This is a genomic window from Cyanobium sp. Tous-M-B4, from assembly GCF_024345395.1.
Classification (GTDB): Bacteria; Cyanobacteriota; Cyanobacteriia; order PCC-6307; family Cyanobiaceae; genus Cyanobium_A.
This window is the reverse complement of record NZ_JAGQBA010000001.1, coordinates 37,993-58,378: the sequence shown is the minus strand read 5'-3', so window position 1 is coordinate 58,378 and position 20,386 is coordinate 37,993. Positions and strand designations below refer to the sequence as shown.

21 protein-coding genes and 1 tRNA gene are annotated in these 20,386 nt (G+C 63.2%); 11 read left to right on the top strand and 11 right to left on the bottom strand.

Annotation, left to right across the window (positions count from 1 at the left end; translation table 11 throughout):
- Window positions 1–10 precede the first annotated feature (10 nt).
- Entirely contained in the window at window positions 11–790 is a 780-nt protein-coding gene (locus KBY73_RS00350; protein WP_254935148.1) for an adenosylcobinamide-GDP ribazoletransferase, read from the top strand.
- On the opposite strand, the gene KBY73_RS00345 is transcribed toward KBY73_RS00350, so the two are convergent.
- The gene (locus KBY73_RS00345) at window positions 747–1,883 is read right to left on the bottom strand and encodes a sensor histidine kinase KdpD (RefSeq protein ID WP_254935147.1); all 1,137 of its coding nucleotides are present in this window, start codon (window positions 1,881–1,883) and stop codon (window positions 747–749) included. The two genes, KBY73_RS00350 and KBY73_RS00345, sit on opposite strands and share 44 nt — an antisense overlap.
- 431 nt (window positions 1,884–2,314) lie before the next feature.
- Here KBY73_RS00345 and KBY73_RS00340 point away from each other — a divergent pair, with 431 nt between their 5' ends.
- Window positions 2,315–2,686, top strand: a complete 372-nt coding sequence (locus KBY73_RS00340) for a DUF3155 domain-containing protein (RefSeq protein WP_106632267.1) — start codon at window positions 2,315–2,317, stop codon at window positions 2,684–2,686.
- A gap of 43 nt (window positions 2,687–2,729) precedes the next feature.
- Here the strand turns inward: KBY73_RS00340 and KBY73_RS00335 are convergent, their stop codons facing one another.
- A complete protein-coding gene (locus KBY73_RS00335) occupies window positions 2,730–3,359 on the bottom strand; it encodes an alpha/beta hydrolase (protein ID WP_254935146.1) in 630 nt (209 codons plus the stop codon).
- A 54-nt stretch (window positions 3,360–3,413) separates the two neighbouring features.
- Between KBY73_RS00335 and purH the strand changes: the two genes are divergently transcribed.
- A complete protein-coding gene (gene purH, locus KBY73_RS00330; RefSeq protein WP_254935145.1) occupies window positions 3,414–4,973 on the top strand; it encodes a bifunctional phosphoribosylaminoimidazolecarboxamide formyltransferase/IMP cyclohydrolase in 1,560 nt (519 codons plus the stop codon).
- Between the two features lie 95 nt (window positions 4,974–5,068).
- Window positions 5,069–5,533 (top strand): DUF4079 domain-containing protein, encoded by a 465-nt coding sequence (locus KBY73_RS00325; protein WP_106632269.1) that lies wholly within the window; start codon window positions 5,069–5,071, stop codon window positions 5,531–5,533.
- A gap of 49 nt (window positions 5,534–5,582) precedes the next feature.
- Here the strand turns inward: KBY73_RS00325 and KBY73_RS00320 are convergent, their stop codons facing one another.
- From KBY73_RS00320 to sfsA, 4 genes are all read right to left on the bottom strand, one after another.
- Window positions 5,583–6,245, bottom strand: a complete 663-nt coding sequence (locus tag KBY73_RS00320; protein WP_396096476.1) for a DUF1997 domain-containing protein — start codon at window positions 6,243–6,245, stop codon at window positions 5,583–5,585.
- A 146-nt stretch (window positions 6,246–6,391) separates the two neighbouring features.
- The gene (locus KBY73_RS00315; RefSeq protein ID WP_254935144.1) at window positions 6,392–7,588 is read right to left on the bottom strand and encodes a 4-hydroxy-3-methylbut-2-enyl diphosphate reductase; all 1,197 of its coding nucleotides are present in this window, start codon (window positions 7,586–7,588) and stop codon (window positions 6,392–6,394) included.
- 37 nt (window positions 7,589–7,625) lie between these two features.
- On the bottom strand, window positions 7,626–8,399 hold the full coding sequence (locus KBY73_RS00310; RefSeq protein WP_254935143.1) for a GAP family protein: 774 nt from the start codon (window positions 8,397–8,399) through the stop codon (window positions 7,626–7,628).
- Complete coding sequence (sfsA, locus tag KBY73_RS00305; RefSeq protein ID WP_254935142.1) at window positions 8,362–9,117, bottom strand: DNA/RNA nuclease SfsA; 756 nt, start codon at window positions 9,115–9,117, stop codon at window positions 8,362–8,364. The genes KBY73_RS00310 and sfsA overlap by 38 nt, the downstream gene beginning before the upstream one ends.
- Before the next feature lie 73 nt (window positions 9,118–9,190).
- On the opposite strand from sfsA, the gene murJ reads away from it, so the two are divergent.
- Complete coding sequence (gene murJ / locus KBY73_RS00300) at window positions 9,191–10,816, top strand: murein biosynthesis integral membrane protein MurJ (protein WP_254935141.1); 1,626 nt, start codon at window positions 9,191–9,193, stop codon at window positions 10,814–10,816.
- Here murJ and KBY73_RS00295 read toward each other — a convergent pair.
- Genes KBY73_RS00295 through KBY73_RS00285 form a run of 3 tightly spaced genes read right to left on the bottom strand, consistent with a single transcriptional unit; the run spans window position 10,813 to window position 11,624 of the window.
- Window positions 10,813–11,073, bottom strand: a complete 261-nt coding sequence (locus KBY73_RS00295; RefSeq protein WP_254935140.1) for a cytochrome-c oxidase — start codon at window positions 11,071–11,073, stop codon at window positions 10,813–10,815. The two genes, murJ and KBY73_RS00295, sit on opposite strands and share 4 nt — an antisense overlap.
- A gap of 24 nt (window positions 11,074–11,097) precedes the next feature.
- Window positions 11,098–11,388, bottom strand: coding sequence for a DUF3181 family protein (locus KBY73_RS00290; protein WP_254935139.1), 291 nt, complete (start codon window positions 11,386–11,388; stop codon window positions 11,098–11,100).
- A complete protein-coding gene (locus tag KBY73_RS00285; RefSeq protein WP_254935138.1) occupies window positions 11,385–11,624 on the bottom strand; it encodes a hypothetical protein in 240 nt (79 codons plus the stop codon). Before KBY73_RS00285 ends, KBY73_RS00290 begins: the two co-directional genes overlap by 4 nt.
- A gap of 64 nt (window positions 11,625–11,688) precedes the next feature.
- Between KBY73_RS00285 and KBY73_RS00280 the strand changes: the two genes are divergently transcribed.
- The 6 genes from KBY73_RS00280 to KBY73_RS00255 all read left to right on the top strand — a co-directional run bounded on the left by KBY73_RS00280 (window position 11,689) and on the right by KBY73_RS00255 (window position 17,676).
- Window positions 11,689–11,762 (top strand) — tRNA-Arg (locus KBY73_RS00280).
- Window positions 11,763–11,872: 110 nt separating this feature from the next.
- Entirely contained in the window at window positions 11,873–13,162 is a 1,290-nt protein-coding gene (glyA, locus tag KBY73_RS00275; protein ID WP_254935137.1) for a serine hydroxymethyltransferase, read from the top strand.
- Between the two features lie 64 nt (window positions 13,163–13,226).
- Window positions 13,227–14,324: a glycosyltransferase family 4 protein gene (locus tag KBY73_RS00270; RefSeq protein WP_254935136.1), complete on the top strand. Its 1,098-nt coding sequence runs from the start codon at window positions 13,227–13,229 to the stop codon at window positions 14,322–14,324.
- Between the two features lie 4 nt (window positions 14,325–14,328).
- Window positions 14,329–15,609 carry a competence/damage-inducible protein A gene (locus KBY73_RS00265; protein WP_254935135.1) on the top strand — a complete coding sequence of 427 codons (1,281 nt, stop codon included), beginning with the start codon at window positions 14,329–14,331 and terminating at the stop codon, window positions 15,607–15,609.
- A 28-nt stretch (window positions 15,610–15,637) separates the two neighbouring features.
- Window positions 15,638–17,053, top strand: a complete 1,416-nt coding sequence (gene leuC, locus KBY73_RS00260; protein WP_254935134.1) for a 3-isopropylmalate dehydratase large subunit — start codon at window positions 15,638–15,640, stop codon at window positions 17,051–17,053.
- Window positions 17,054–17,061: 8 nt separating this feature from the next.
- On the top strand, window positions 17,062–17,676 hold the full coding sequence (locus tag KBY73_RS00255; RefSeq protein WP_254935133.1) for a 3-isopropylmalate dehydratase small subunit 2: 615 nt from the start codon (window positions 17,062–17,064) through the stop codon (window positions 17,674–17,676).
- Here the strand turns inward: KBY73_RS00255 and KBY73_RS00250 are convergent.
- Together KBY73_RS00250 and KBY73_RS00245 are read right to left on the bottom strand one after the other, a co-directional pair.
- A complete protein-coding gene (locus tag KBY73_RS00250) occupies window positions 17,663–20,038 on the bottom strand; it encodes a DUF3769 domain-containing protein (protein ID WP_254935132.1) in 2,376 nt (791 codons plus the stop codon). The genes KBY73_RS00255 and KBY73_RS00250 overlap by 14 nt on opposite strands.
- A 166-nt stretch (window positions 20,039–20,204) precedes the next feature.
- Window positions 20,205–20,324, bottom strand: a complete 120-nt coding sequence (locus KBY73_RS00245) for a photosystem II reaction center protein I (RefSeq protein WP_006172424.1) — start codon at window positions 20,322–20,324, stop codon at window positions 20,205–20,207.
- Between the last annotated feature and the right edge of the window lie 62 nt (window positions 20,325–20,386).

Sequence of the window (20,386 nt, the reverse complement as noted above, 5' to 3'; positions counted from 1 at the left end):
GCTAGAGCCCGTGTCGAAGTCATTTTCTGGGGCGATTCCCGGCTGGTTGGGCGATCTGGCCGGTGCCTGGGTGTTTTATTCGGTGCTGCCCGCCTGGCCAGGAGTGCCGCCGCGCTTTGAGCGTATTGCCCGCTTCGCTCCCCTGATCGGCCTGGTGCTTGGCGGGTTGCAGGGCTTTTTCTGGTGGCTTGCCGCTGGCTGGTTGCCCCTTGGAGCCCAGGTGGCCTTGGTGCTAGCGCTCGGGTTGGTGCTCACCGGTGGCTTGCACGTTGATGGCGCAATGGATACGGCTGATGGCTTGGGCGCCGGCCCTAGGGCCTTGGAGGCGATGGCAGATAGCCGGGTGGGCGCATCGGGGGTGCAGGCCCTGGTGGTGGTGCTGCTGCTCAAGGCAGCAGCCCTGCTTTGCCTAGGGGCCGCTGCCCCGCTGGCCATGCTCTGGGCGGCTTTCTGGGGCCGGGTGTCACCCCTTTTGGCCATGCAGTGGTTTCCATATTTGAGGCAGCAGGGCAGTGCTGCTTTTCACCGGCAGCACTGGCGGGGTCTGGCCGCGGAACTGGTGCCGGCCCTGCTGGTGTTCGCCCTGGCCCTGGGCCTAGCGGCCTGGACCCGCTGGCCTTGGCCCCAGGGGGTGGGTTTGCTGCCAGCGGTGCTAGTGCCCCTATGGCTCGGCCGCCGTCTCGGCGGCCATAGCGGCGATAGCTACGGAGCCTGTGTCGAATGGACAGAAGCTCTGGCCCTGCTGCTCATGGCCCTGCTGCTGGGTGTGGGTCCGCGGCTGGCAGCCTGAGGCAAAAGGCGTTGCCCCGCTGGGGCAGTTGCCGGGCAACGGCTGCCGGCGGCAACACCAGATTGAGCTCGCCACCGAGGCTGCGGGCCAGATCTCTGGCCAGAGCCAGTCCCAGCCCCGTCCCCGGCCGCCCCTGCCCCTGCCGCCCCCGGAAACCCTGTTCAAAGATGGCCTGGCGCTCGTTTGCGGCGATCGGCTCGCCGCCATCCCAAACCGTCAGTTGCCAGTCCCCTGACGCCAGTGCCTGGCAGTCCAGGCCGATGGCCGTGCCGCTGGGGCTGTATCGAAAGGCGTTGTTCAGCAGGTTGGCCAAAATTTCAGCCACGGCGCCACTGTCCCCGTGCCAGTTGGGCAAGCAGGATGGCGGATACCAGGGGCGGCCCTGCAGAGAGGCCGTGGCAGCAGCCCGCTGCACCAAGGGTTCAAGCCAGTCGAGCAGGGGCTGGCCCTCTGGCCCCACCAGCCCGGGGGGAAGTAGCAGGGGCGCCGCCGCTTCGCCGCTGACGGCGGCTTGTTCGTGGCGGCCCAGCTGGCTGAGGGCATCCACGTAGCGGTTGAGCTGGCGCTCTTCCGCCAGCAAGCCTTCCACCAGCGGTCGGTTCTGCTGGTCCTGTTCGAGGCGCCGCAGCAGTAGTTGGCCGAAGGTGCGCAGGGCGGCGAGGGGGTTGCGCAGCTGGTGCAACAGCAGGCCCAATTCGGCTTGCTGTTGCTCGAGGGTCTGCTGCAACTGCTGTTGTTCCAGATCAAGGCAGAGCGCTTCGGTAAGACACAGGGCGACGGCCTGGAGCCGCTGCCCGAGGCTGTCTGGCCAGGGCACCACGCTGGTTTCCACCTGGATCGCGCCCAGCAGCACCCTTTGGTGGCGCAGCGGCAGCCAGCGCCGCTCCTCGGCTGGCAGGCTCAGCGGACTGCCGGCTTCGACCGCCGGCAGGGCTCGACCATCACTCGGCCACTGGCCGATTGGTACAAGAATGGGGGCGTTGGCTTCGCCGGGCTGGGTGACATAAACCACCAGGGAGCTCAGGTCGCTGCGATCAGCGAACTGGGCTAGCTGGAAGCGTAGTAGGGCGAGAAAGCGGTTGGAGACTTGCATCTGCTGCCCTCAGTCCTGGCCGTGTTCCAAAAAATTTGGATAAGGCGTGGGAAAACCAGAAAAAAGTCTTAAGATGTGCGGTATCGACCAATACGGCGCGGTCCGCAAGCGGGCAGCGGTTCGTCGTCGTGACGCCCTCACCCTTTGTTGCCCATTTCGGCAATTCAGGCTACAGCAGTGACAGATCCGACTTACGCCGATCTTGCTTCCTGTTGTTCTGCACCCCGAATGGGCGGGGTGTGGCGTCACTGACCCCTGGGCCTGCTGACTCTCTCGGACAACAGAACGTTTGGGCGTCGCCCTGCTCTCCAAATTTTGGGGAGTGCGGGTGGGCTGAGTCACGGACCCTGCGCATGTTTTGCGCCCCCACTGTCCGTTCCCCCTCCGGTTTCTCTTCCTTCTCTTAATCCTTCCTTCTCGGGAGCAGTTCAATGTCCAAAAAGCGCAAGCGGATCAGCCGTCGCCGGCTCGCGGGCCAGCGGGTGCTGGCGCATGTCCCCACTTTCAATCTCGAGACCGGCTCCCACAAGCCGGTCACGGCAGCACGCCGCTTCATTGCTGAGGAGCTGTTGGTGCCCCCAGCAATTCTCAACGTGCGCCGCAACGAGCACACCACTGATCGCTTCTTCTGGGGCGAAAAGGGCCTGTTCAGCGCCCAGTACGCCGAGGAAAACCATTTCCTGTTTCCCTCACTGCGGACGATCGTCGACCGCATCGGTGAGGAGGTGCTTTTCGAAGGCATCGAAGCCCTCGCCGCCGACGACTGGGAAGAAATGGAGGAGTACGAATACGCCTTCGTCTGAGCTTGGCTTTGCCCTGGCGGAACTCAGGTGGGCCACTGGTTGTTCAGCATGACCACTGGCTGGCCAAGTAGCTCCGCAGGGCAGGAAACAGGCAGCTGTCAATTGTGTGGCCGCCTGTAAAGCCAACCAGTTCGGTGTCGATGCCACCGAGTTGCAACTGCTCTTTCAGGGCCTCACTGGCTCCGTAGGGCACCACAGGATCCTGTTCGCCATGGGTGAGCAGGATTTTTGGCAGGGATGCTGCGCTTGGTTGCCAGCCGGGATGGGGGTAGCCGCTGCAGCCGATCAGAGCGGCCAGGGGTAGGCCGCTGCCGGCTGTGGCCACATCAAGGGCCATTGCTGCGCCTTGGGAGAAGCCCAGCAGAGCCGTTTGCTGCAGGGGCACCTCCGCCGCTAGGGCCAGGAGCCGCTCTAGCAGCTGGGTTCGAGCGGCAGGCAGCTGGGGCCAATTTGGCTGTTGCAGGTCGTACCACTGGCGGCCGCTACCGCTTGGATGCGGCAGTGGTGCCCGCAGGGCCACCACGCTCACCTCTGGCCCCACCAGCACCTCGGCCAGGTCGAGCAGGTCGTCGGCATCCGCTCCCCAGCCGTGCAGCAGCACAAGGCGCCGGTCGCACAGGTCCGGGCCACTGCGGATCAGTTGGTCGTTGGGTTGGCTGGTTTGGCTACTCATGGAGGGTGATCGGTTGCTGCGTAGGTTGGCTCTAGACCTGCACGTTTGGCAGCCATGGCCCCCACGGCCCTTCTCAGCGTCTCCAATAAGGAGGGCCTGGTGCCCTTGGCCGAGGGGCTGCTGGAGGCTGGCTATCAGTTGATTTCTAGTGGCGGCACCGCTGCCGCCCTCAAGGCGGCCGGGCTTGAGGTCACCAAGGTGGCGGAGCACACCGGCGCCCCTGAGATCTTGGGTGGCAGGGTCAAGACCCTGCACCCACGCATCCATGGCGGCATCCTGGCCCGCCGCTGCGAGCCCAGCCACCAGGCTGATCTGGAGGCCCAGGGCATTGCGCCGATCGACGTGGTGGTGGTCAACCTCTACCCATTTCGAGAAACAGTTGCCAACCCCGAGGTGGCATTCGATACCGCCATCGAGAACATCGATATCGGCGGACCGGCAATGGTGCGGGCAGCGGCCAAAAATCACGCCGATGTGGTGGTGCTGACCAGCCCCAGCCAATACGGCCCCTTCCTTGAGTGTCTGCGCACCGGAGCCATCAGCCCCGCCCTGCGGCGCCAGCTGGCGCTGGAAGCTTTCCAGCACACCGCTAGCTACGACACGGCGATCAGCAGCTGGCTGGCAGGCCAGCTGGCCGGCGCAGCCGAGGTCCCTTCAACGGTGGCGGCGCCCCTGCGACTGGAACTGCCCGCCCGTCAGAGCCTGCGCTATGGCGAAAACCCCCACCAACAGGCCACCTGGCATAGCGAGCCCGCTGCCGGCTGGGGCGCCGCGGTGCAACTGCAGGGCAAGGAGCTCAGCTACAACAACTTGATCGATCTAGATGCGGCCTTAGCCACCGTGCGGGAGTTTGGCTACGGCCCCGGGGCCCAGCCCGCGGCGGTTGTGGTTAAGCACACCAACCCCTGCGGTGTGGCCATCGGCCACAACGGCGCCGCTGCCCTCAGCCGGGCCCTTGACGCCGATCGACTCTCAGCCTTCGGCGGCATTGTGGCTATCAACTGTGTGGTCGATCTAGCCACCGCCGAATTGCTGACCAGCCTGTTCCTTGAATGTGTAGTGGCGCCTGGCTTTGATGGACCGGCATCGGAGCGGCTGGCCACGAAAGCCAATCTGCGCCTGCTGGAATTGAATCCTGCGGCGATCGGCCTGGCGTCCAGGCGCCAGCTGCGCACCCTGCTGGGCGGGGTACTGGTACAGGAGCTAGACGATCAACCGGTTGATGGAGCGGCCTGGCAGGTGGTGAGCGAACGTCAGCCCACAGCCCAGGAGCTCGACGACCTCGGTTTTGCCTGGAAGCTGGCTCGCCACGTGCGCTCCAATGCCATCACCGTGGCCAAGGGTGGTCAGAGCCTGGGCATTGGCGCCGGTCAGATGAATCGGGTTGGCTCGGCCAGGCTGGCCTTGGAAGCGGCCGGGGATCGGGCCCGGGGCGCGGTGCTGGCTAGCGATGGTTTCTTCCCCTTCGATGACACCGTGCGGCTGGCGGCTGGTCAGGGCATCACTGCTGTCATTCAGCCTGGCGGCAGCGTGCGCGACGCCGATTCGATCACCGCCTGCAATGCCCTTGGGTTGGCGATGGTGGTAACCGGTCGCCGTCATTTTCTGCATTGACGCCCTTGGTGGGGCGCAGTGAGTTGTAGTTTCGCTCCATAAGTCCTGTTCTGCTGCGCACTTGCCGCAGCCATTCCTTAGCCCCCTCTGACGCCATGCCTGAAGCCCTCGCCTACAACCTCAACTTCCTCCATCCCCTATTGATGCTGGGTCTGCTGGCCCTCTCCAGCTACGGGATGCTCCTTGGCATCAAGGCCAAGAAAACCCGCACCGCAGATGCTGAGACCCGCAAGCAGCTGATCAAGGGGCAATTTGCCAAGCGCCATTTCCAGATCGGCAGCCTGATCCTGGCCCTCACCGTGCTGGGTACCTTTGGCGGCATGGCCGTCACCTACCTCAATAACGGCAAATTATTTGTAGGCCCCCACCTGCTAGTGGGCATTGGCATGACCTGCTTGATTGCCCTGGCGGTGTCGCTTACCCCCCTGATGCAGCAGGGCAATCTGATCGCCCGCAAGGTCCATGTGGGCCTCAACATGGCGATGATGACCCTGTTTCTGTGGCAGGCGGTGAGTGGCTTTCAGATCCTCAACAAAATCTGGGAAAACCGCCCTGCTTGAGTGCTGGTTTGCGGGCTAGGTCTCAAGTTAGAAAGACAGCCCAGTTGATTTAGAACTGGGCGCTTCGCCGCGGTGGGCACTCCAGATCGTGGCTGCCGTGGAAATCTTCCTGCACCTTCCAGGTGAGCCGGCGAGAGATCTGCCTCACGATCTGACGCAGCAGGTGGTCGCCGCTCGACTGCACCAGCCCATCAGGCAGCAGGGTGATCACCCCGGGTAGGCGTACCCAGACGCTCAAGTCGAGCTCCCAGCGCACCAAAGTTTGGGGCCAGGGATCGTTGGAAGCGACGGCAGCATCATTGGCTTGGTCCAGTTGCAGCGAGGCGTTGAACTCGACGTCATAAAGCCCTTCAAGCTTGGGATCGCCGCCGGGGTGGGGCACGGTCAAGATTCGGTACAGCCCCTGGTCTTGGGGCAGCAATTCCAGGCCGATGGTGGGCTCCACCTCGAAGCCGAAGTTGCCAAAGGTGCCCAAAGTCAGGGCGTAGCCCCGCGTGCCCAGGGCTTCCACACTCATCGGGGCAGCGCAACGGCGAAACCAGCCCTCGTGGTGATCGAGGTATTGGGAGACAACGGGCGAGCTGGCTCGCATTTCCATCACGTCGGCAAAGGCACTGGCATAGCGCCGCACCCTCGGATCATCGCTGTGGCGCAACAACGGACCGGAGCCCAGCTCTCCCTTGGACGACGGATGGGCTGGTGCGGTTGACAACGACAAAGGCAACAACGGCAACTCCTGGCGTTTGACCAGCCCTGGCAGCAGGATGCCGGACTTGTTCAAGAGGTTCTTTAATCAATGTAAAGCCCCTGGTGGGCCCAAGTGCCGCCCGCTGTGACACCCGGACACCTTGGTTCGGCTCAGGCTTCGCAGAGTTCGATCAGCCGCTCGATTACGTCTTCCACCACCCGGTCGGGAGTGGAGGCCCCGGAGGTTATGCCCACTCGGATTGGACCTTCAGGCAGGAAGGGCAGCTCGATTTCGAGCTCGCCCCCTAGGGGCATGTGCTCGATGCGGTTGCCAGGGCCAATGCGCTCGGGGGTGTCGATGTGGAAGGAGCGGATGCCCCGGCTGACGGCGATCTCCTGCAGGTGGGTGGTATTGGAAGAGTTGTAACCGCCGATCACCACCATCAGGTCGAGGGGCTCATCAACTAAGGCGAAAATGGCGTCCTGGCGCTCCTGGGTGGCGTCGCAAATGGTGTTGAAGGCCAGGAAGTGCTCATTGAGCTCAATGGGGCCGAAGCGCTGCAGCATGGTGCGCTCGAACAGGCGGCCAATCTCTTCGGTTTCGCTCTTCAACATGGTGGTCTGGTTTGCGACGCCCACCCGGATCAGATCGCGGTCGGGGTCGAAGCCGGGCGAGCAGGCTTTAGCGAAGCGGGCCATGAAGGATTGCCGATCGCCGTTGCCGAGGATGTATTCGCTCACCATCTGGGCTTCGGCCAGGTCGAGCACCACCAAGTAGGTGCCGGCGAAGCTGCTGGTGGCGAGGGTTTCCTCGTGCTTCACCTTGCCGTGAATGATCGAGGTGAAGGAGTGCTTTTTGTGCTTTTCCACCGTGTTCCACACCTTGGAGACCCAGGGGCAGGTGGTATCAACGATGTGGCAGCCCCGCTCGCTCAGCAGCTGCATCTCCTGCACGGTGGCGCCGAATGCGGGCAGGATCACCACATCACCGCTGGCAACCTCCGAAAAATCTTTCATGCCGTCTTCCACGGAGATGAACAGCACGTTCATGTCGCGCAGGTGATCGTTGACCGAAGGGTTGTGGATGATTTCGTTGGTAATCCAGATCCGTTCAGTGGGGTAGTGGCGCCGGGTTTCGTAGGCCATCGCCACCGCCCGCTCTACGCCCCAGCAGAACCCAAAAGCTTCCGCCAGCCGCACGGTGAGGCGGCCGCTCTCGAGCGAGTAGCCGCTCTCCCGCAGCTTGGCGATCAGATCGCTTTGGTAGGCCTGTTCCAGGCTTCCCGCCACCTCATTGCCCAAACCGAAGCCTCGGCGGTTGTAACGCTCCGAGTGGTGCAAGGAGCGTTTGAAAGCGCGGGTATCCACAGCGTCGAGGTCTCGGTGAATCAACTCTATGGGCCCCTTAGGTCAGAGCTGCGGCTCCCAGGGTCATCTGGTGGAGGCCCTCAATTCCCTGCCAGCCCAGATAAACCCCCAGCACTAGGGCAAATACCCCCACCAGCCATTCGGCCCGATGCACAAGCCAGTCGTTGAGGCGGCTCAGGGGCTGGCGCAGCCTGCCGCCGCTCAGCAGCCAGGCCAGTGGTGGCAGCAGCAGTAGTGAGGTCGTTACGGCCACAAATACGGCGCCCACCTCCAGATCGCCGCGCAGGGAGGTGTGGTTGGTGAGCAACATGCCGCCTTCTTTGGCGTAAAAAACCAGATTTTCCGGGCTGATCAAGGCACAGCCGGCCCCAAGCCCGAGCAGGGGAAACCAGTCGAGCTCGGGCAGCTGGCCCATCAGTTGCATCGCCCAGCTCTCCTCACCGATGGCTACCGCAGGGGTTAGCTGGAACAGCCCCAAGGCCACCAGGGCTCCGGCACCGATCAGGTCCATCAGCACCTGGCCGCGGCTACCCAGCTGCATGGCCCAACTGAAGCGACTGCCTACCAGCACCACCGCTGCCAGCGCGCCGCCGTTGGCGAGTATCCAGCCCCCCAGGTAGGTGGAGCAGCGTCGCAGTGGGTTGGGGCCCAGCAGCAGCAGGGCCACCAGAGCGATGTTGAGTGGGCTGAAGGAAATGCCCAGGCCCAGGGCGAGGGTCTGGGTGAGCCAGTGGAACGGAAGCATCGCGGGATTGTGGCGCTTAGCCAGCGCCTTAGGCGGGGCCGTGGGTTTCCACAGCCGCAATCCCATGCCAGTTCACCTCGCTGGCGCTGAAGCTGTAGCGGCAGGGCAGTACCTCCACGCCCGCCGCCAGGGCCTGGCGAAACAGTTCGCCGTAGCGCGGGTCGGCCGCGTCGCCCGGCGCAAAGCGGCTCACATCGCCGCGACTAAGGCAGGGCACCAGCACGGCCCGGCTCTCTGGCAGCAGGGCCATCAGCTCCACCAGGTGTTTTTGGCCCCGCTCAGTAACGGTGTCTGGGAAAAGGGCCAGCTGCCCTTCGCTCCAGGTGGTGTTTTTCACCTCCAGGTAGATCGGCCTGGGATCGGCGGCGTTTTCCGCTGGGGTGAGCAGCAGGTCGATGCGGCTGCGACGCCCTTCGCCATAGGGCACCTCGGCGCGGATGGCCGCGATCGGCCCCAGCCAGGGCTCCAGGCAACCGGCCTCAATCGTGGCCCGCACCAGATGGTTGGGGAGGGCCGTGTTGATGCCCACCCAGATGGGCGTGCCATCGGCGCCAGGTACCTGGGCCTGCTCCCAGGTCCAGGCCAGCTTGCGGCTGGGGGAAGGGGCGTGGCGCAAGCGCACCCTTCCGCCGGGGTGCAGCACTCCGGTCATCGGCCCGGTGTTGGCGCAGTGGGCCGTGACCAGCGCGCCGTTTTCTAGTTCGATATCGGCCAGGAAGCGCTTGTAGCGCTTCACCAAGGTGCCTTCCACCAGGGGGCCGAGGCTGAGCACGCAGGTGGCCATGGCGGGCGGGTTGGGGTGGATTGGAGCAGGCCAGCCATACTGCCGCCAACTCCCGGGCCTTGGGCCCCAATGGATGGCAAAGTCCCTCAGGCGCATTGCGCTGGTTGTGGCAGTGGCCACTGCCCTCAGCAAGTTGGCCGGCCTGGTGCGGCAGCAGGCCATTGCAGCGGCCTTCGGCGTTGGCGCTGCTTACGACGCCTACAACTACGCCTACGTGCTGCCCGGCTTTCTGCTGATCCTGCTGGGCGGCATCAACGGGCCTTTCCACAGCGCCATGGTGAGCGTGCTGGCCCGCCGGCCCCGCCAAGAGGGCGCCTACGTGCTGGCCGCAATCAACACCCTGGTGGGGGCCGGGTTGCTCGGGGTGACGGTGTTGCTGCTGGTGTTCGCTGGCCCCCTGATCACCCTGGTGGGCCCGGGCCTGGATGCCACCCGCCACGACATCGCCGTGCTGCAGCTGCGTTGGATGGCGCCGATGGCCCTATTTGCCGGGCTGATCGGCCTTGGCTTTGGAGCCCTTAATGCTGCTGATGAGTTTTGGTTGCCCTCGGTGAGCCCCTTGCTCTCGAGCGTGGCCGTGATCGCTGGTATCGCCGTGCTGTGGTGGCAGCTCGGTGCCGCGATCACCCTGCCCACCACGGCGGTGCTTGGCGGCGTGGTGCTGGCCGGCTCCACAACTTTGGGGGCGGTGCTGCAGTGGCTGATTCAGCTGCCAGCCCTGGCCCGGCAAGGGCTGCAACGCTTTCAGCTGGTGTGGGACTGGCGGGACCCCGGTGTGCGCGAGGTGCTGCAGGTGATGGGGCCCGCCACCCTCTCCTCGGGGATGCTGCAGATCAACGTGTTTGTGTCCCTGTTTTTCGCTTCGGGCATCCCGGCGGCGGCGGCGGGTCTCGGCTACGCCAACCTGCTCGTGCAAACGCCCCTCGGGCTGCTCTCCAATGCCCTGCTGGTGCCGCTACTGCCGGTTTATGCCCGGCTGACGGCACCGGACGATCGACCTGAGCTGGTCGGTCGTATCCGTCAGGGGTTGATGCTCTCCAACGCCAGCATGCTGCCCCTGGGGGCGTTGATGGTGGCGCTGGCGTTGCCCATCGTGGCGCTGATCTATGAGCGGGGGGCTTTCAATGCCGGTGCTGCTGAGTTGGTGGGCAACCTGCTGATGGCCTACGGCATCGGCATGCCCGCCTATCTGGCCCGCGATGTGCTGGTGCGGGTGTTCTACGCCCTCGGCGATGGGGTTACCCCGTTCCGCTGGTCGATGGCGGGGATCGGCCTGAATGCGCTCTTCTGCTGGGCTTTCGTGGGCGGACCGCTGCCCGGCGCTACCCAGCTGCTGCCTGGGCTCTATTGCGGTGCCGCCGGCCTGGTGCTAGCCACCGTGGCGGTGAATCTGATCACCTGCGTGGGTTTGCTGCTGGCGCTGCAGACCAAGCTCGGCGGGCTGCCATTGCGGCTGTGGCTGCGCGACACGATGCTGCTGTTCGGTGCTGCCGTGCTGGCCGGACTGGCGGCCTGGGGCGTGTCAGTAACTGTGGCCTGGCCCACTGGTCTTTGGGGCCGGCTGCTGGAGTGCAGCTTTGCCGGCGGAGTGGGCGTGTTGATCTATGGAGTGGTGGCCAGCCTTGCCCAGGTGCCAGAGGTCAAGGATCTGACAGACCAGTTGCGCGATCGCTTGCCTCGCATTGGCGCGAGGCGCTAAGGGTCAAGGCGAACGTCCCGTTCAGCTCGCACCTGTACTGGAATCTCCAGGTGCGAGCGACCCAGCATCCGGGGGCCGTCGACCGAAAAGATGCGTGCCTCGATGCCGAATTCCTTGAAGGCCGTCTCTAGCTCCTGAATCAGGGCTTTTTCAACCTGGGCCTCGGCGTCCACCACCTTGCCAATTAGGCGTCCGCCCAGGCGACCCAGGCGTTGACGCACCACATCGCGGGCGTTGGTGACCTCAATGACCAGCACAGCCCGTCGCCAGTTGGCGCAACCTTATCGGCAAAACTGCTCCAGCACCTCTTCGAGGTCCCGCAGCTGGCCGGCGGGCACCAGCCGAGCTAGGGGCAGTCGGGTGGAACCGGCGCCGATCGGCACCTGCACCGCCTCAAGGGCCTGGCGCGCGCACACCTCCGCCCCCTGGTCCAGCCGGGCGGAACATTCGATCGCCAGGGCCTGGGCCAGGCCGGCGTCGCCGAGGTAGAGATGCCAACTGGCTACTTGCAAATAAAGGCGATCTGCCAGGGCCAGCTCCAGTTCTTTGAGGTCCGTGGCGGAGAGGGTCATGGCCGGGGGGTTGGACGCAGGACCACTACAACGCCAGCGTGAACCAGCAACACCAGCAACCAACCCAGGCTCAGCCAGTTGAGGTGGGCCCAGGGGTGACGCATTTCCTGCACCAACCAGAGGCCGCTGTTCAGGGCGGCGAATAGGGCGGCGTGGAGCGTCAGGTTCACGATCCTTTCGAAGTGCCTGTAGGTGGGGTCTTCGGGGTTGGCGGGGCCGTACCAGCGGATAGGCATTGATGGGGAGGCGAGGACGGGGTGTTTGACGGATGGGCCCTCCGTGCGGTGAAAATGGACCCATGCGCTTGTAGCTCAGCGGATTAGAGCATCTGACTACGGATCAGAGGGTCGGGAGTTCGAATCTCTCCAGGCGCGCTTCTCTCAAAACCGCCTTCGGGCGGTTTTTTTGTGGGTTGGCTTCGACATGGAGTTATCCCTTGCCCGGCTCCGGTCCTTACGATCATCAAACGATTTAACCCTCAACCATGGCCAACCCCGGCGGTGCTGCCCTCAACCAGTCCCTAGCTGCCGGAGATCCCGCCATCGCTGGGCTGATTGAAAAGGAGCTGCGGCGCCAGGAAACCCATCTTGAGCTGATCGCCTCGGAGAACTTTGCCTCCCGAGCCGTGATGGAGGCGCAGGGCTCTGTGCTCACAAACAAATATGCCGAAGGCCTGCCATCCAAGCGCTACTACGGCGGCTGTGAGCATGTCGATGCGATCGAGGAGCTGGCGATCGAGCGGGCCAAGGAGCTGTTTGGTGCCGCCTGGGCCAATGTGCAGCCCCACAGCGGCGCCCAGGCCAACTTCGCTGTCTTCCTGGCGCTGCTCCAGCCCGGCGACACGATCCTGGGCATGGACCTCAGCCACGGCGGCCACCTCACCCACGGCTCGCCGGTGAACGTGAGCGGCAAGTGGTTCAAGGCCGTCCACTACGGCGTCGACCCCGACAGCCAGCAGCTCAACTTCGACACCATCCGCCAGCTGGCCCTAGAGCACAAGCCCAAGCTGATCGTGTGCGGCTACTCCGCCTATCCCCGCAGCATCGATTTCGCGGCCTTTCGCGCCATCGCCGATGAGGTGGGCGCCTACCTGCTGGCCGATATGGCCCACATCGCCGGCCTGGTGGCGGCGGGAGTGCACCCCAACCCCGTGCCCCATTGCGACGTGGTGACCACCACCACCCACAAGACCCTGCGCGGCCCCCGCGGCGGCTTGATCCTCTGCCGCGATGCCGAGTTCGGCAAGCAGTTTGACAAGGCCGTGTTCCCCGGCAGCCAGGGTGGCCCGCTGGAGCACGTGATCGCCGCCAAGGCCGTGGCCTTCGGCGAGGCCCTACAGCCCTGCTTCCGCGTTTACAGCCAGCAGGTGATTGCCAACGCCCAGGCCCTCGCCGGGCGCATCCAAGAGCGCGGCATCGCCGTGGTGAGCGGCGGCACCGACAACCACATCGTGCTGCTGGATCTGCGCAGCATCGGCATGACCGGCAAGGTGGCTGACCTGCTGGTGAGTGATGTCCACATCACCGCCAACAAGAACACCGTGCCCTTCGATCCTCAGTCGCCCTTCGTGACCAGCGGCCTGCGTCTGGGCACCGCTGCCTGCACCACCCGTGGTTTTGACGAGGCTGCCTTCCGCGAGGTGGCCGATGTGATCGCCGATCGCCTGCTAAATCCCGAAGACAGCGCCATCGAACAGCGCTGCCGCGATCGGGTTGCTGCTCTCTGTGAGCGCTTCCCGCTTTACGCAGCAGCGCGTGAGCTTCAGCACGCTTGATCCAGTTCAACGCCCGTAAGGTGGGTGCTGAAGGCCATTTTTCGGCTTGCTTCGGTCTGATTCAGTGACCCTCGCCTACAGCCCCAACGCGGCCGCCTTGCTCACTTTTGCCGTTGCTGCTCTGTGCACGGCTCTGGTGGTGCCAGTGGTACGTCGGCTCGGACTGCGCTGGGGATTGGTGGATGCTCCCGATGCGCGCAAGCAGCACACCTCTCCGATGGTGCGCCTTGGAGGAGTCGGCATTGTTATCTCCTTCAGTGCAGCACTGGGTCTCACTTGGGGCTTGGGGGGGTTCGCCAACCTTCCCGCTGAAAAGGACCAGTTGATCTGGACCACCCTGGCTGGCGCCCTTTGCTTTTTCTTGATCGGGCTGGCAGATGATCTCTATGCCCTGCCGCCCCTGCCCCGCTTGGCCGGCCAGTTGGCCATTTCGATGGTTGCGTGGAACGAGGGTGTGCGCATCGGCAACATCGAGATCCCCATGGGCTGGTGGGGAGGCTCTGATCTGCTGCTGCCATTGCCAGACTGGCTCAGCCTGCTGGCAACGGTGATCTGGTTGGTGGGCATCACCAATGCCATCAACTGGCTTGATGGTCTCGATGGTCTGGCGGCGGGCGTGAGCGGTATCGCTGCAGTGGGTTTGTTGTCGGTGAGTTTCAGCCTGCATCAGCCTGCAGCTGGCCTGCTGGCCGCGGCGCTGGCCGGCAGCTGCCTCGGTTTCCTGCGCCACAACTTCAACCCTGCCCGCATCTTCATGGGTGACGGCGGTTCCTATTTCTTGGGCTTTGCCCTGGCGGCGATCAGCATCGTCGGCCCGGCCAAGGGGCTCACCAGCGTCAGCCTGCTGCTACCGCTGCTGATCCTGTCGCTGCCCTTGGCCGACATGTCGGCAGTGATCATGGGGCGCCTCAGCGAAGGCCACTCTCCCTTCTATCCCGATCGGCGCCACCTGCACCACCGGCTGCTGCGGACGGGACTGAGCCATCGCCGCACCGTGTTGCTGATTTATGCCTTCACCCAGTGGTTGGGCTCCCTGGCCCTGGTGCTGGTGAATGCTGAATTGCGCTTTCTCTGGCTGGCCCTGGCTACTGCGGTGTTGATCTGGGTGCTGGTTAGCACTCGCCGGGCCTTGCAGCAGCCTGCGGCCAACCGGGAGCTGTGAGGTTGTGAGCGCCGAGATTCTCTGCATCGGCACCGAGCTGCTGCTCGGCAACATCACTAATGGCAATGCCCGCTGGCTGGCCGAGCAGCTGGCGGCCCTGGGCATCGCCCACCAGCGCCAGAGCGTGGTTGGTGACAACCGCCCGCGCCTGATGGCAGCGGTGCGGGAAGCGGCAGGCCGCTGCCGGGTGTTGATCACTACCGGCGGCCTCGGCCCGACCCCTGACGACCTAACCACCGAAGCTATCGCTGCCGCCTTTGACACGCCCCTGGTGGAGCACCCAGAGATCTGGAGCGCTATCCAGGCCCGCATCGGCGCCCGCGGCCGTTTCTGTTCCCCCAGCAACCGCAAACAGGCATTTCTGCCCGAAGGGGCAGCTGTGTTGCCAAATCCCACCGGCACCGCCCCGGGCATGATCTGGACCCCGCCTGCGGCCCCGGGCATTCAGCCAGGTTTCACGGTGCTCACTTTCCCTGGTGTGCCAAGCGAAATGGAGGCGATGTGGTCTGACACCGCAGAGCCATGGCTGCGCTCAGCTGGTTTGGCTGAGGGGGTGTTCGCCAGTCGCATGTTGCGCTTTTGGGGCGTTTCCGAGTCGGCTCTAGCTGAGCAGATGGCCGATCTGCTGGCGCAAGAAAACCCAACTGTGGCTCCCTACGCCGGCGCCGGTGAAGTGAAGCTGCGCCTCACGGCCAGGGCAGGCAGCGTTGCTGAAGCCCAGATCCTGCTGGCTCCGCTTGAGGCGCAGATCCGGGCCCGTTCCGGTAGGGCCTGCTTCGGCGTCGATGACGACAGCTTGGCCAGTGTGGTGCTTGAGCAGATCCGCCGCCGTGGTGAGACGCTGGCTGTAGCTGAGAGCTGCACTGGCGGTGGGCTGGGAGCGGCCCTGGCGGCGGTGCCCGGAGCCTCTGATGGCTTTGTTGGTGGCGTGATTGCCTACGCCAACTCGATTAAGCAGGCGTTGCTTGGGGTGCCGCAGGCGCTGCTTGAGAGCCACGGCGCTGTGAGCGATCCGGTGGCCATTGCCATGGGTGAGGGCGCTCGCCGTGCAACTGGTGCCACCTGGGCAATTGCTGTGACCGGCATCGCCGGCCCGGGGGGTGGTGGCACCGAGAAGCCGGTTGGGCTTGTGCATATCGCCATTGCCGGCCCGGATGGTTGCAGCAGCGAGGCAGTGCGCTTTGGCGCCACGCGCGGCCGGGTCTGGATTCAGCGGTTGACGACCGGAGAAGCGCTCAATCGCTTGCGCCTGCGGCTTGCCGACTGCCCCGGGGCGCAGCTTTAGGCTTGAGCCTCAGTCGAACGGACCTTGCGTGAGTGCCGGCACCCTCTACGACAAGGTCTGGGATCTGCATCGGGTGGCCCAGTTGCCGGGCGGCTCCACCCAGCTGTTTATCGGTTTGCACCTGATTCATGAGGTGACCAGCCCCCAGGCCTTTGCAGCCTTGAAAGATCTGGGCCTGCCGGTGCGACTCCCCGAGCGCACCGTGGCCACGGTTGATCACATCGTGCCCACTACATCCCAGGCGCGCCCCTTCGCTGATCCCCTGGCTGAGGAGATGCTCGCCACCCTCGAGCGCAACTGCAGCGACTACGGCATCCCTTTGCATGGCCTCGGCAGCGGCCGCCAGGGAATCGTCCATGTGATTGCCCCCGAATTGGGCCTCACCCAGCCGGGTATGACCGTCGCCTGCGGCGACTCCCACACCTCTACCCACGGGGCGTTTGGGGCTATTGCCTTTGGTATCGGCACCAGCCAGGTGCGCGATGTGCTGGCCAGCCAGAGCCTGTCGATGGGCAAGCTCAAGGTGCGGAGGATTTGGGTAGAGGGGCAGCTGCAGCCGGGCGTCTATGCCAAAGACTTGGTGCTGCACATCATCCGGGTGTTGGGGGTCAAAGGTGGTGTGGGCTACGCCTACGAATTTGCCGGCCCCGCCATCGATGCGTTGGCGATGGAGGAGCGCATGACCCTCTGCAACATGGCAATCGAGGGTGGTGCCCGCTGCGGCTACGTCAACCCCGACGCCGTCACCTTTGCTTACCTTCAAGGCCGGCCCTATGCGCCCAAGGCTGAAGCCTGGGAGCGGGCCGTGGCCTGGTGGCGTGGCCTGGCCAGTGGCGCAGACGCCGTTTTTGACGATGAGGTGCGCTTCGATGCCGCCGCCATTGCGCCGACGGTCACCTGGGGGATCACCCCCGGCCAGGGCATCGGTGTTGATGAAACGGTGCCAACCTTGGAGCAGACAGAGCCAGATGAGCGCCCCCTGGCCCAGGAGGCCTACCGCTACATGGATCTGCAGCCGGGTACTCCGATTGCCGGCACAGGGGTGGATGTTTGCTTCATTGGCAGCTGCACCAATGGGCGCCTGTCCGATCTGCAGGCGGCTGCGGCGGTGGCCAAGGGGCGCCATGTGGCTCCTGGCATCAAGGCATTTGTGGTGCCTGGTTCTGAACAGGTGGCGGCGGCCGCGGTAGCGGAAGGACTCGACCGAGTATTTAGGGAGGCTGGCTTTGAGTGGCGTGAGCCCGGCTGCTCGATGTGCCTGGCCATGAATCCAGATCGGCTTGAGGGCCGCCAGATCAGCGCTAGTTCAAGTAATCGCAACTTCAAGGGTCGCCAGGGCTCGGCTAGCGGCCGCACCCTGCTGATGAGTCCGGCGATGGTGGCTGCGGCCGCAATTGCCGGCAAAGTGTGTGATGTGCGCCAGATGATTAACACCACGCCATGATCGCGGCCATGACCACCCCCAGCTTCCCCTTTGGCCCTGTCTCGGCTGTGCGCGGCCGCGCCGTTGTCATCGCCGGCGACGACATTGACACCGATCGAATCATTCCAGCCCGCTTTCTTAAATGTGTCACTTTTGACGGGCTTGGTGAGCAGGTGTTTGCCGATGATCGGGCCGAGCTCTTTGGGGAGCACCCCTTCGATCGAGCAGAGCTGCAGGGAGCCTCTGTGCTGGTTGTGAACCGCAACTTTGGTTGTGGCTCAAGTCGTGAGCATGCTCCCCAGGCGCTGATGCGCTGGGGTATCCGGGCGGTAGTGGGGGAAAGCTTTGCTGAGATCTTCTATGGCAACTGTCTGGCCTTGGGAATCCCCTGTTTCACCGCATCCCACGCCAGCGTGCTGAGCCTGCAGGAGCAGCTGATCGCTGATCCCGACCAAGAGCTGAGCTTGTCGCTGGCTAAAGCCACCCTGGAAGCCTCCCGAGGTCAGCTTTGGCAGCTAGAACTCCAGGCTGGTCCCCAGCAGATGCTGGCTTCTGGGCAATGGGATGCCACCTCCCAGTTACTGGCCCACGACAGCGAGCTGGCGCGCACTGCTGCATCGTTGCCCTACATCAACGGCTTCTAGGCCTGGGCACGAATGGTGTGCCACTGCCAGTGAAGTTGAAGTCGTTGAGTTTGACGCGGATGCCGCCGATGCCGTCGTAGGGGCTGTAGTAGACCCCGAGCTCGTAGGAGCGGCGTTGCAGTTTTAATTCCACATAGGAATAGGAAACGTCGCCATAGAATTCGGAGCCATTGTCAATGTTGAAGGTGGCACCAGCTTCCAGCACAATTGGGCCATAGATCTGTTGAGCTGCTTGAAAGCTAAGGGTGCGCAGATCTACTGTGCGATCAAAGCCAAAGGGACTGGCTCCATTTAAAAAGGTGCCGGCGATTGATGCAGAGAAGCGGGTGTAATCGAATACGGGTCGATCAAACTGTCCTAATGTGAACGAAGGCCCACCCCACAAGGTGAGGGTGTTTTGGTTGGCGCCATCGCTATAAGTGGCCGCGTAGCCACTGGCTCCGAAGTTGATTCCGAAGCTGGGTGCGACCGGTATGGGCGAATAACGCAAGCCTCGCTTGGGATCTTCGCTGGCATCAAGGGCAGAGCCCTGCCAGAGCTGCAAAGTTGTGCTGGCTGCCAGGTTGGCATAGCTACGCCATAACGTGTCTAGCGTATCTGTCTCAAAAAGTTCTGCTTGGTAGGAGCCTGATTGGACTGCCCAGTTGAGATTGATTGGCTCAATAAAGGGGGATTTGCGAGAAGTTTCTGGATTTTTGTACTGGTTTAATAGCGCATTTCCCGCTAGATTGGCGCCGTAGGAGTAAACTACTGTTTGCAGCCCAAGGCTGCCGTTGTAAATCCGCTCTCGGTATGAGCCAAATAAGCTGGCATTGGCGCTTGAATGGCCGGGCAGGCTGAAGGGAGCCGTCAAGCTTGTGTTGCTACGGGTCCCGGCTCTGAAATTATCAGGATTGAAGGTAGATAGGCTGGCTTCTGCATTCAGAGAGAGCCAGCCCATGGGCAGATTGAGTGCCGCCAGCAGGCCAAACATGTCGCCAATCTTGGCTGTCTGTTCGCTGCCCGGACTGGCCAGGTTTTGACCGGAAAGGGCGTAACTACTGGTGCGTCCTTCTAGTGCCCGCTGCACATTCAGCTGGGGTTGGAGCTGAAGGCTTCCCCGTTGGCCCAGCTTGATTGGCTCTAGGTTGTAGCCGAGGAAAAACCCATCACGATCTTGCTTGTCGGTGTCGAAAGCAAGCCGACCTTCCTCAGCGCCGATTGTTGTGTTGGTGATTGCTGGCAGGGAGACCTTGCCGTCCAGCAGGATCTGGGTGCTGCGGCTGTTGATGCGGGTCTTCCCTCGTCCATCCATTAAGGCCACCACTTTGCGGGCCAGGATCCATGAAGCTGCTGGTGTGAAAGGGTCATTGGTGAAGGCGATCTGCTCGGCAGTCCAGCGGTTGCCTCGGATTTGGATTTGGGCTCCCTGAAAGCGGACGCGGCTTATGGTGCCGGCTTTGTTGGTGGGCGGACGGTATTCCTGTCTGTTATTTAGCGAGTCGGTGGTGTCGATTACGGCAGCTAGATCAAGCTTGAAGCGGATGCTCCAGCTCTGCTGGAAAGCAACATCTCTGACTTTTGAATCCACCTCTGGCAGCTGCCCAATTTCAAGTGCTTTGGTAGTAGAGCTGCTGGGGTTTTGCGTTGATTGTCTCTGCTGCGGGCCGCCCGCCTGGGGTGGGCCGAAAGCAACTGATTCCAGTGCCCTATTTAGAGATAGAGCTGGAGTGGAGAGCTCACTGCCAAGGCAGCCTGCTGGTGCTGGCATGGTGGGCAGGCTGCTGCGACCCGGTGGCAACACCCGCAGCATGGTTCTATTGCCAGGATCTGCACTGAGTGGCGGACAGGCAAACGCTGGTTGGCTGACGTCAGATGGCTGACCGTTCGTTTTGGCCTTGGTCTGTTGAGAGTTGACTTCTTGAGAGCTGACCTCTTGAGAATTGATGTCCCGGGCAAGGGTGTCTTGGTCGATAACGCCATAGACGTCGTCAAGTTCACCGCTGCCTTCAAGATCGCTGTAGCGCAGACGGCTTGCCTGCAGGTATTGATCTCCTTTGATCAGGCGAATTTGCCCGCTGGCGTAGACACTGCGGCTGGCTTCAGCCAGTTCGACTCGATCTGCCAGCAGGCGCCAGCCGTTGAAGCGAGCTTCTACATTGCCGGTGGCAACAAACCGGCCTAGTTGCTGGTCGTAGCTCTGCTGATCGGCCTTGATAACAGCAAAGTTGGGAGCAGGGCTAACTGAACTAGCGGCTGTGACAGCCCCAGGCTGGCTGGGAATATCATTTGCCAGTACCTTTGGAGCAAAAAGGGCAGACAGGCAAGCTGCTGTTAATAGTTGGCGAGCGAGCCTCCTTAAAGGCCGTTTCCCCAGAGGCACTCGTTGGGAATTGCCAGCCAAATCCATCAGCCCTTAAGACCTTCTTGAGCCTGAAGTGTTGAAGGAAGCGTGTCTAAAATCGGCACCATTAAATAAGGCCCAGCAGGTCCCATTGGGGATCATCCCACAAACAGAATCAGGACCTTGCTTGCCTAGTGCCAGCTGATCAATCTTCCAGGTCTTTACGGCTCGGGGTGCGGCTAGGGTCACTGGCCAAAAAGCCGAATACAAAGATCCCAATAAAGAAGAAGACGACCGAATAAACCGAGATCTTGAGGGCGAGCATGGTTCGGCCTTGGGGAACGGCGAGCGGGTGACAGGGAGTGACAGGCGCGTTGAAGGGCCTAG

What these genes read in the sequence shown, in the direction of transcription:
- glyA (WP_254935137.1), top strand. Translation starts at nt 11,873, where the DNA reads ATGGCCAACCCCGGCGGTGCTGCCCTCAACCAGTCCCTAGCTGCCGGA.
- KBY73_RS00310 (WP_254935143.1), bottom strand. Translation starts at nt 8,399, where the DNA reads ATGGGATTGCGGCTGTGGAAACCCACGGCCCCGCCTAAGGCGCTGGCT.
- purH (WP_254935145.1), top strand. Translation starts at nt 3,414, where the DNA reads ATGGCCCCCACGGCCCTTCTCAGCGTCTCCAATAAGGAGGGCCTGGTG.
- KBY73_RS00325 (WP_106632269.1), top strand. Translation starts at nt 5,069, where the DNA reads ATGCCTGAAGCCCTCGCCTACAACCTCAACTTCCTCCATCCCCTATTG.
- KBY73_RS00255 (WP_254935133.1), top strand. Translation starts at nt 17,062, where the DNA reads ATGACCACCCCCAGCTTCCCCTTTGGCCCTGTCTCGGCTGTGCGCGGC.
- KBY73_RS00335 (WP_254935146.1), bottom strand. Translation starts at nt 3,359, where the DNA reads ATGAGTAGCCAAACCAGCCAACCCAACGACCAACTGATCCGCAGTGGC.
- sfsA (WP_254935142.1), bottom strand. Translation starts at nt 9,117, where the DNA reads ATGGCCACCTGCGTGCTCAGCCTCGGCCCCCTGGTGGAAGGCACCTTG.
- KBY73_RS00345 (WP_254935147.1), bottom strand. Translation starts at nt 1,883, where the DNA reads ATGCAAGTCTCCAACCGCTTTCTCGCCCTACTACGCTTCCAGCTAGCC.
- KBY73_RS00245 (WP_006172424.1), bottom strand. Translation starts at nt 20,324, where the DNA reads ATGCTCGCCCTCAAGATCTCGGTTTATTCGGTCGTCTTCTTCTTTATT.
- KBY73_RS00285 (WP_254935138.1), bottom strand. Translation starts at nt 11,624, where the DNA reads ATGCCTATCCGCTGGTACGGCCCCGCCAACCCCGAAGACCCCACCTAC.
- KBY73_RS00290 (WP_254935139.1), bottom strand. Translation starts at nt 11,388, where the DNA reads ATGACCCTCTCCGCCACGGACCTCAAAGAACTGGAGCTGGCCCTGGCA.
- KBY73_RS00340 (WP_106632267.1), top strand. Translation starts at nt 2,315, where the DNA reads ATGTCCAAAAAGCGCAAGCGGATCAGCCGTCGCCGGCTCGCGGGCCAG.
- murJ (WP_254935141.1), top strand. Translation starts at nt 9,191, where the DNA reads ATGGCAAAGTCCCTCAGGCGCATTGCGCTGGTTGTGGCAGTGGCCACT.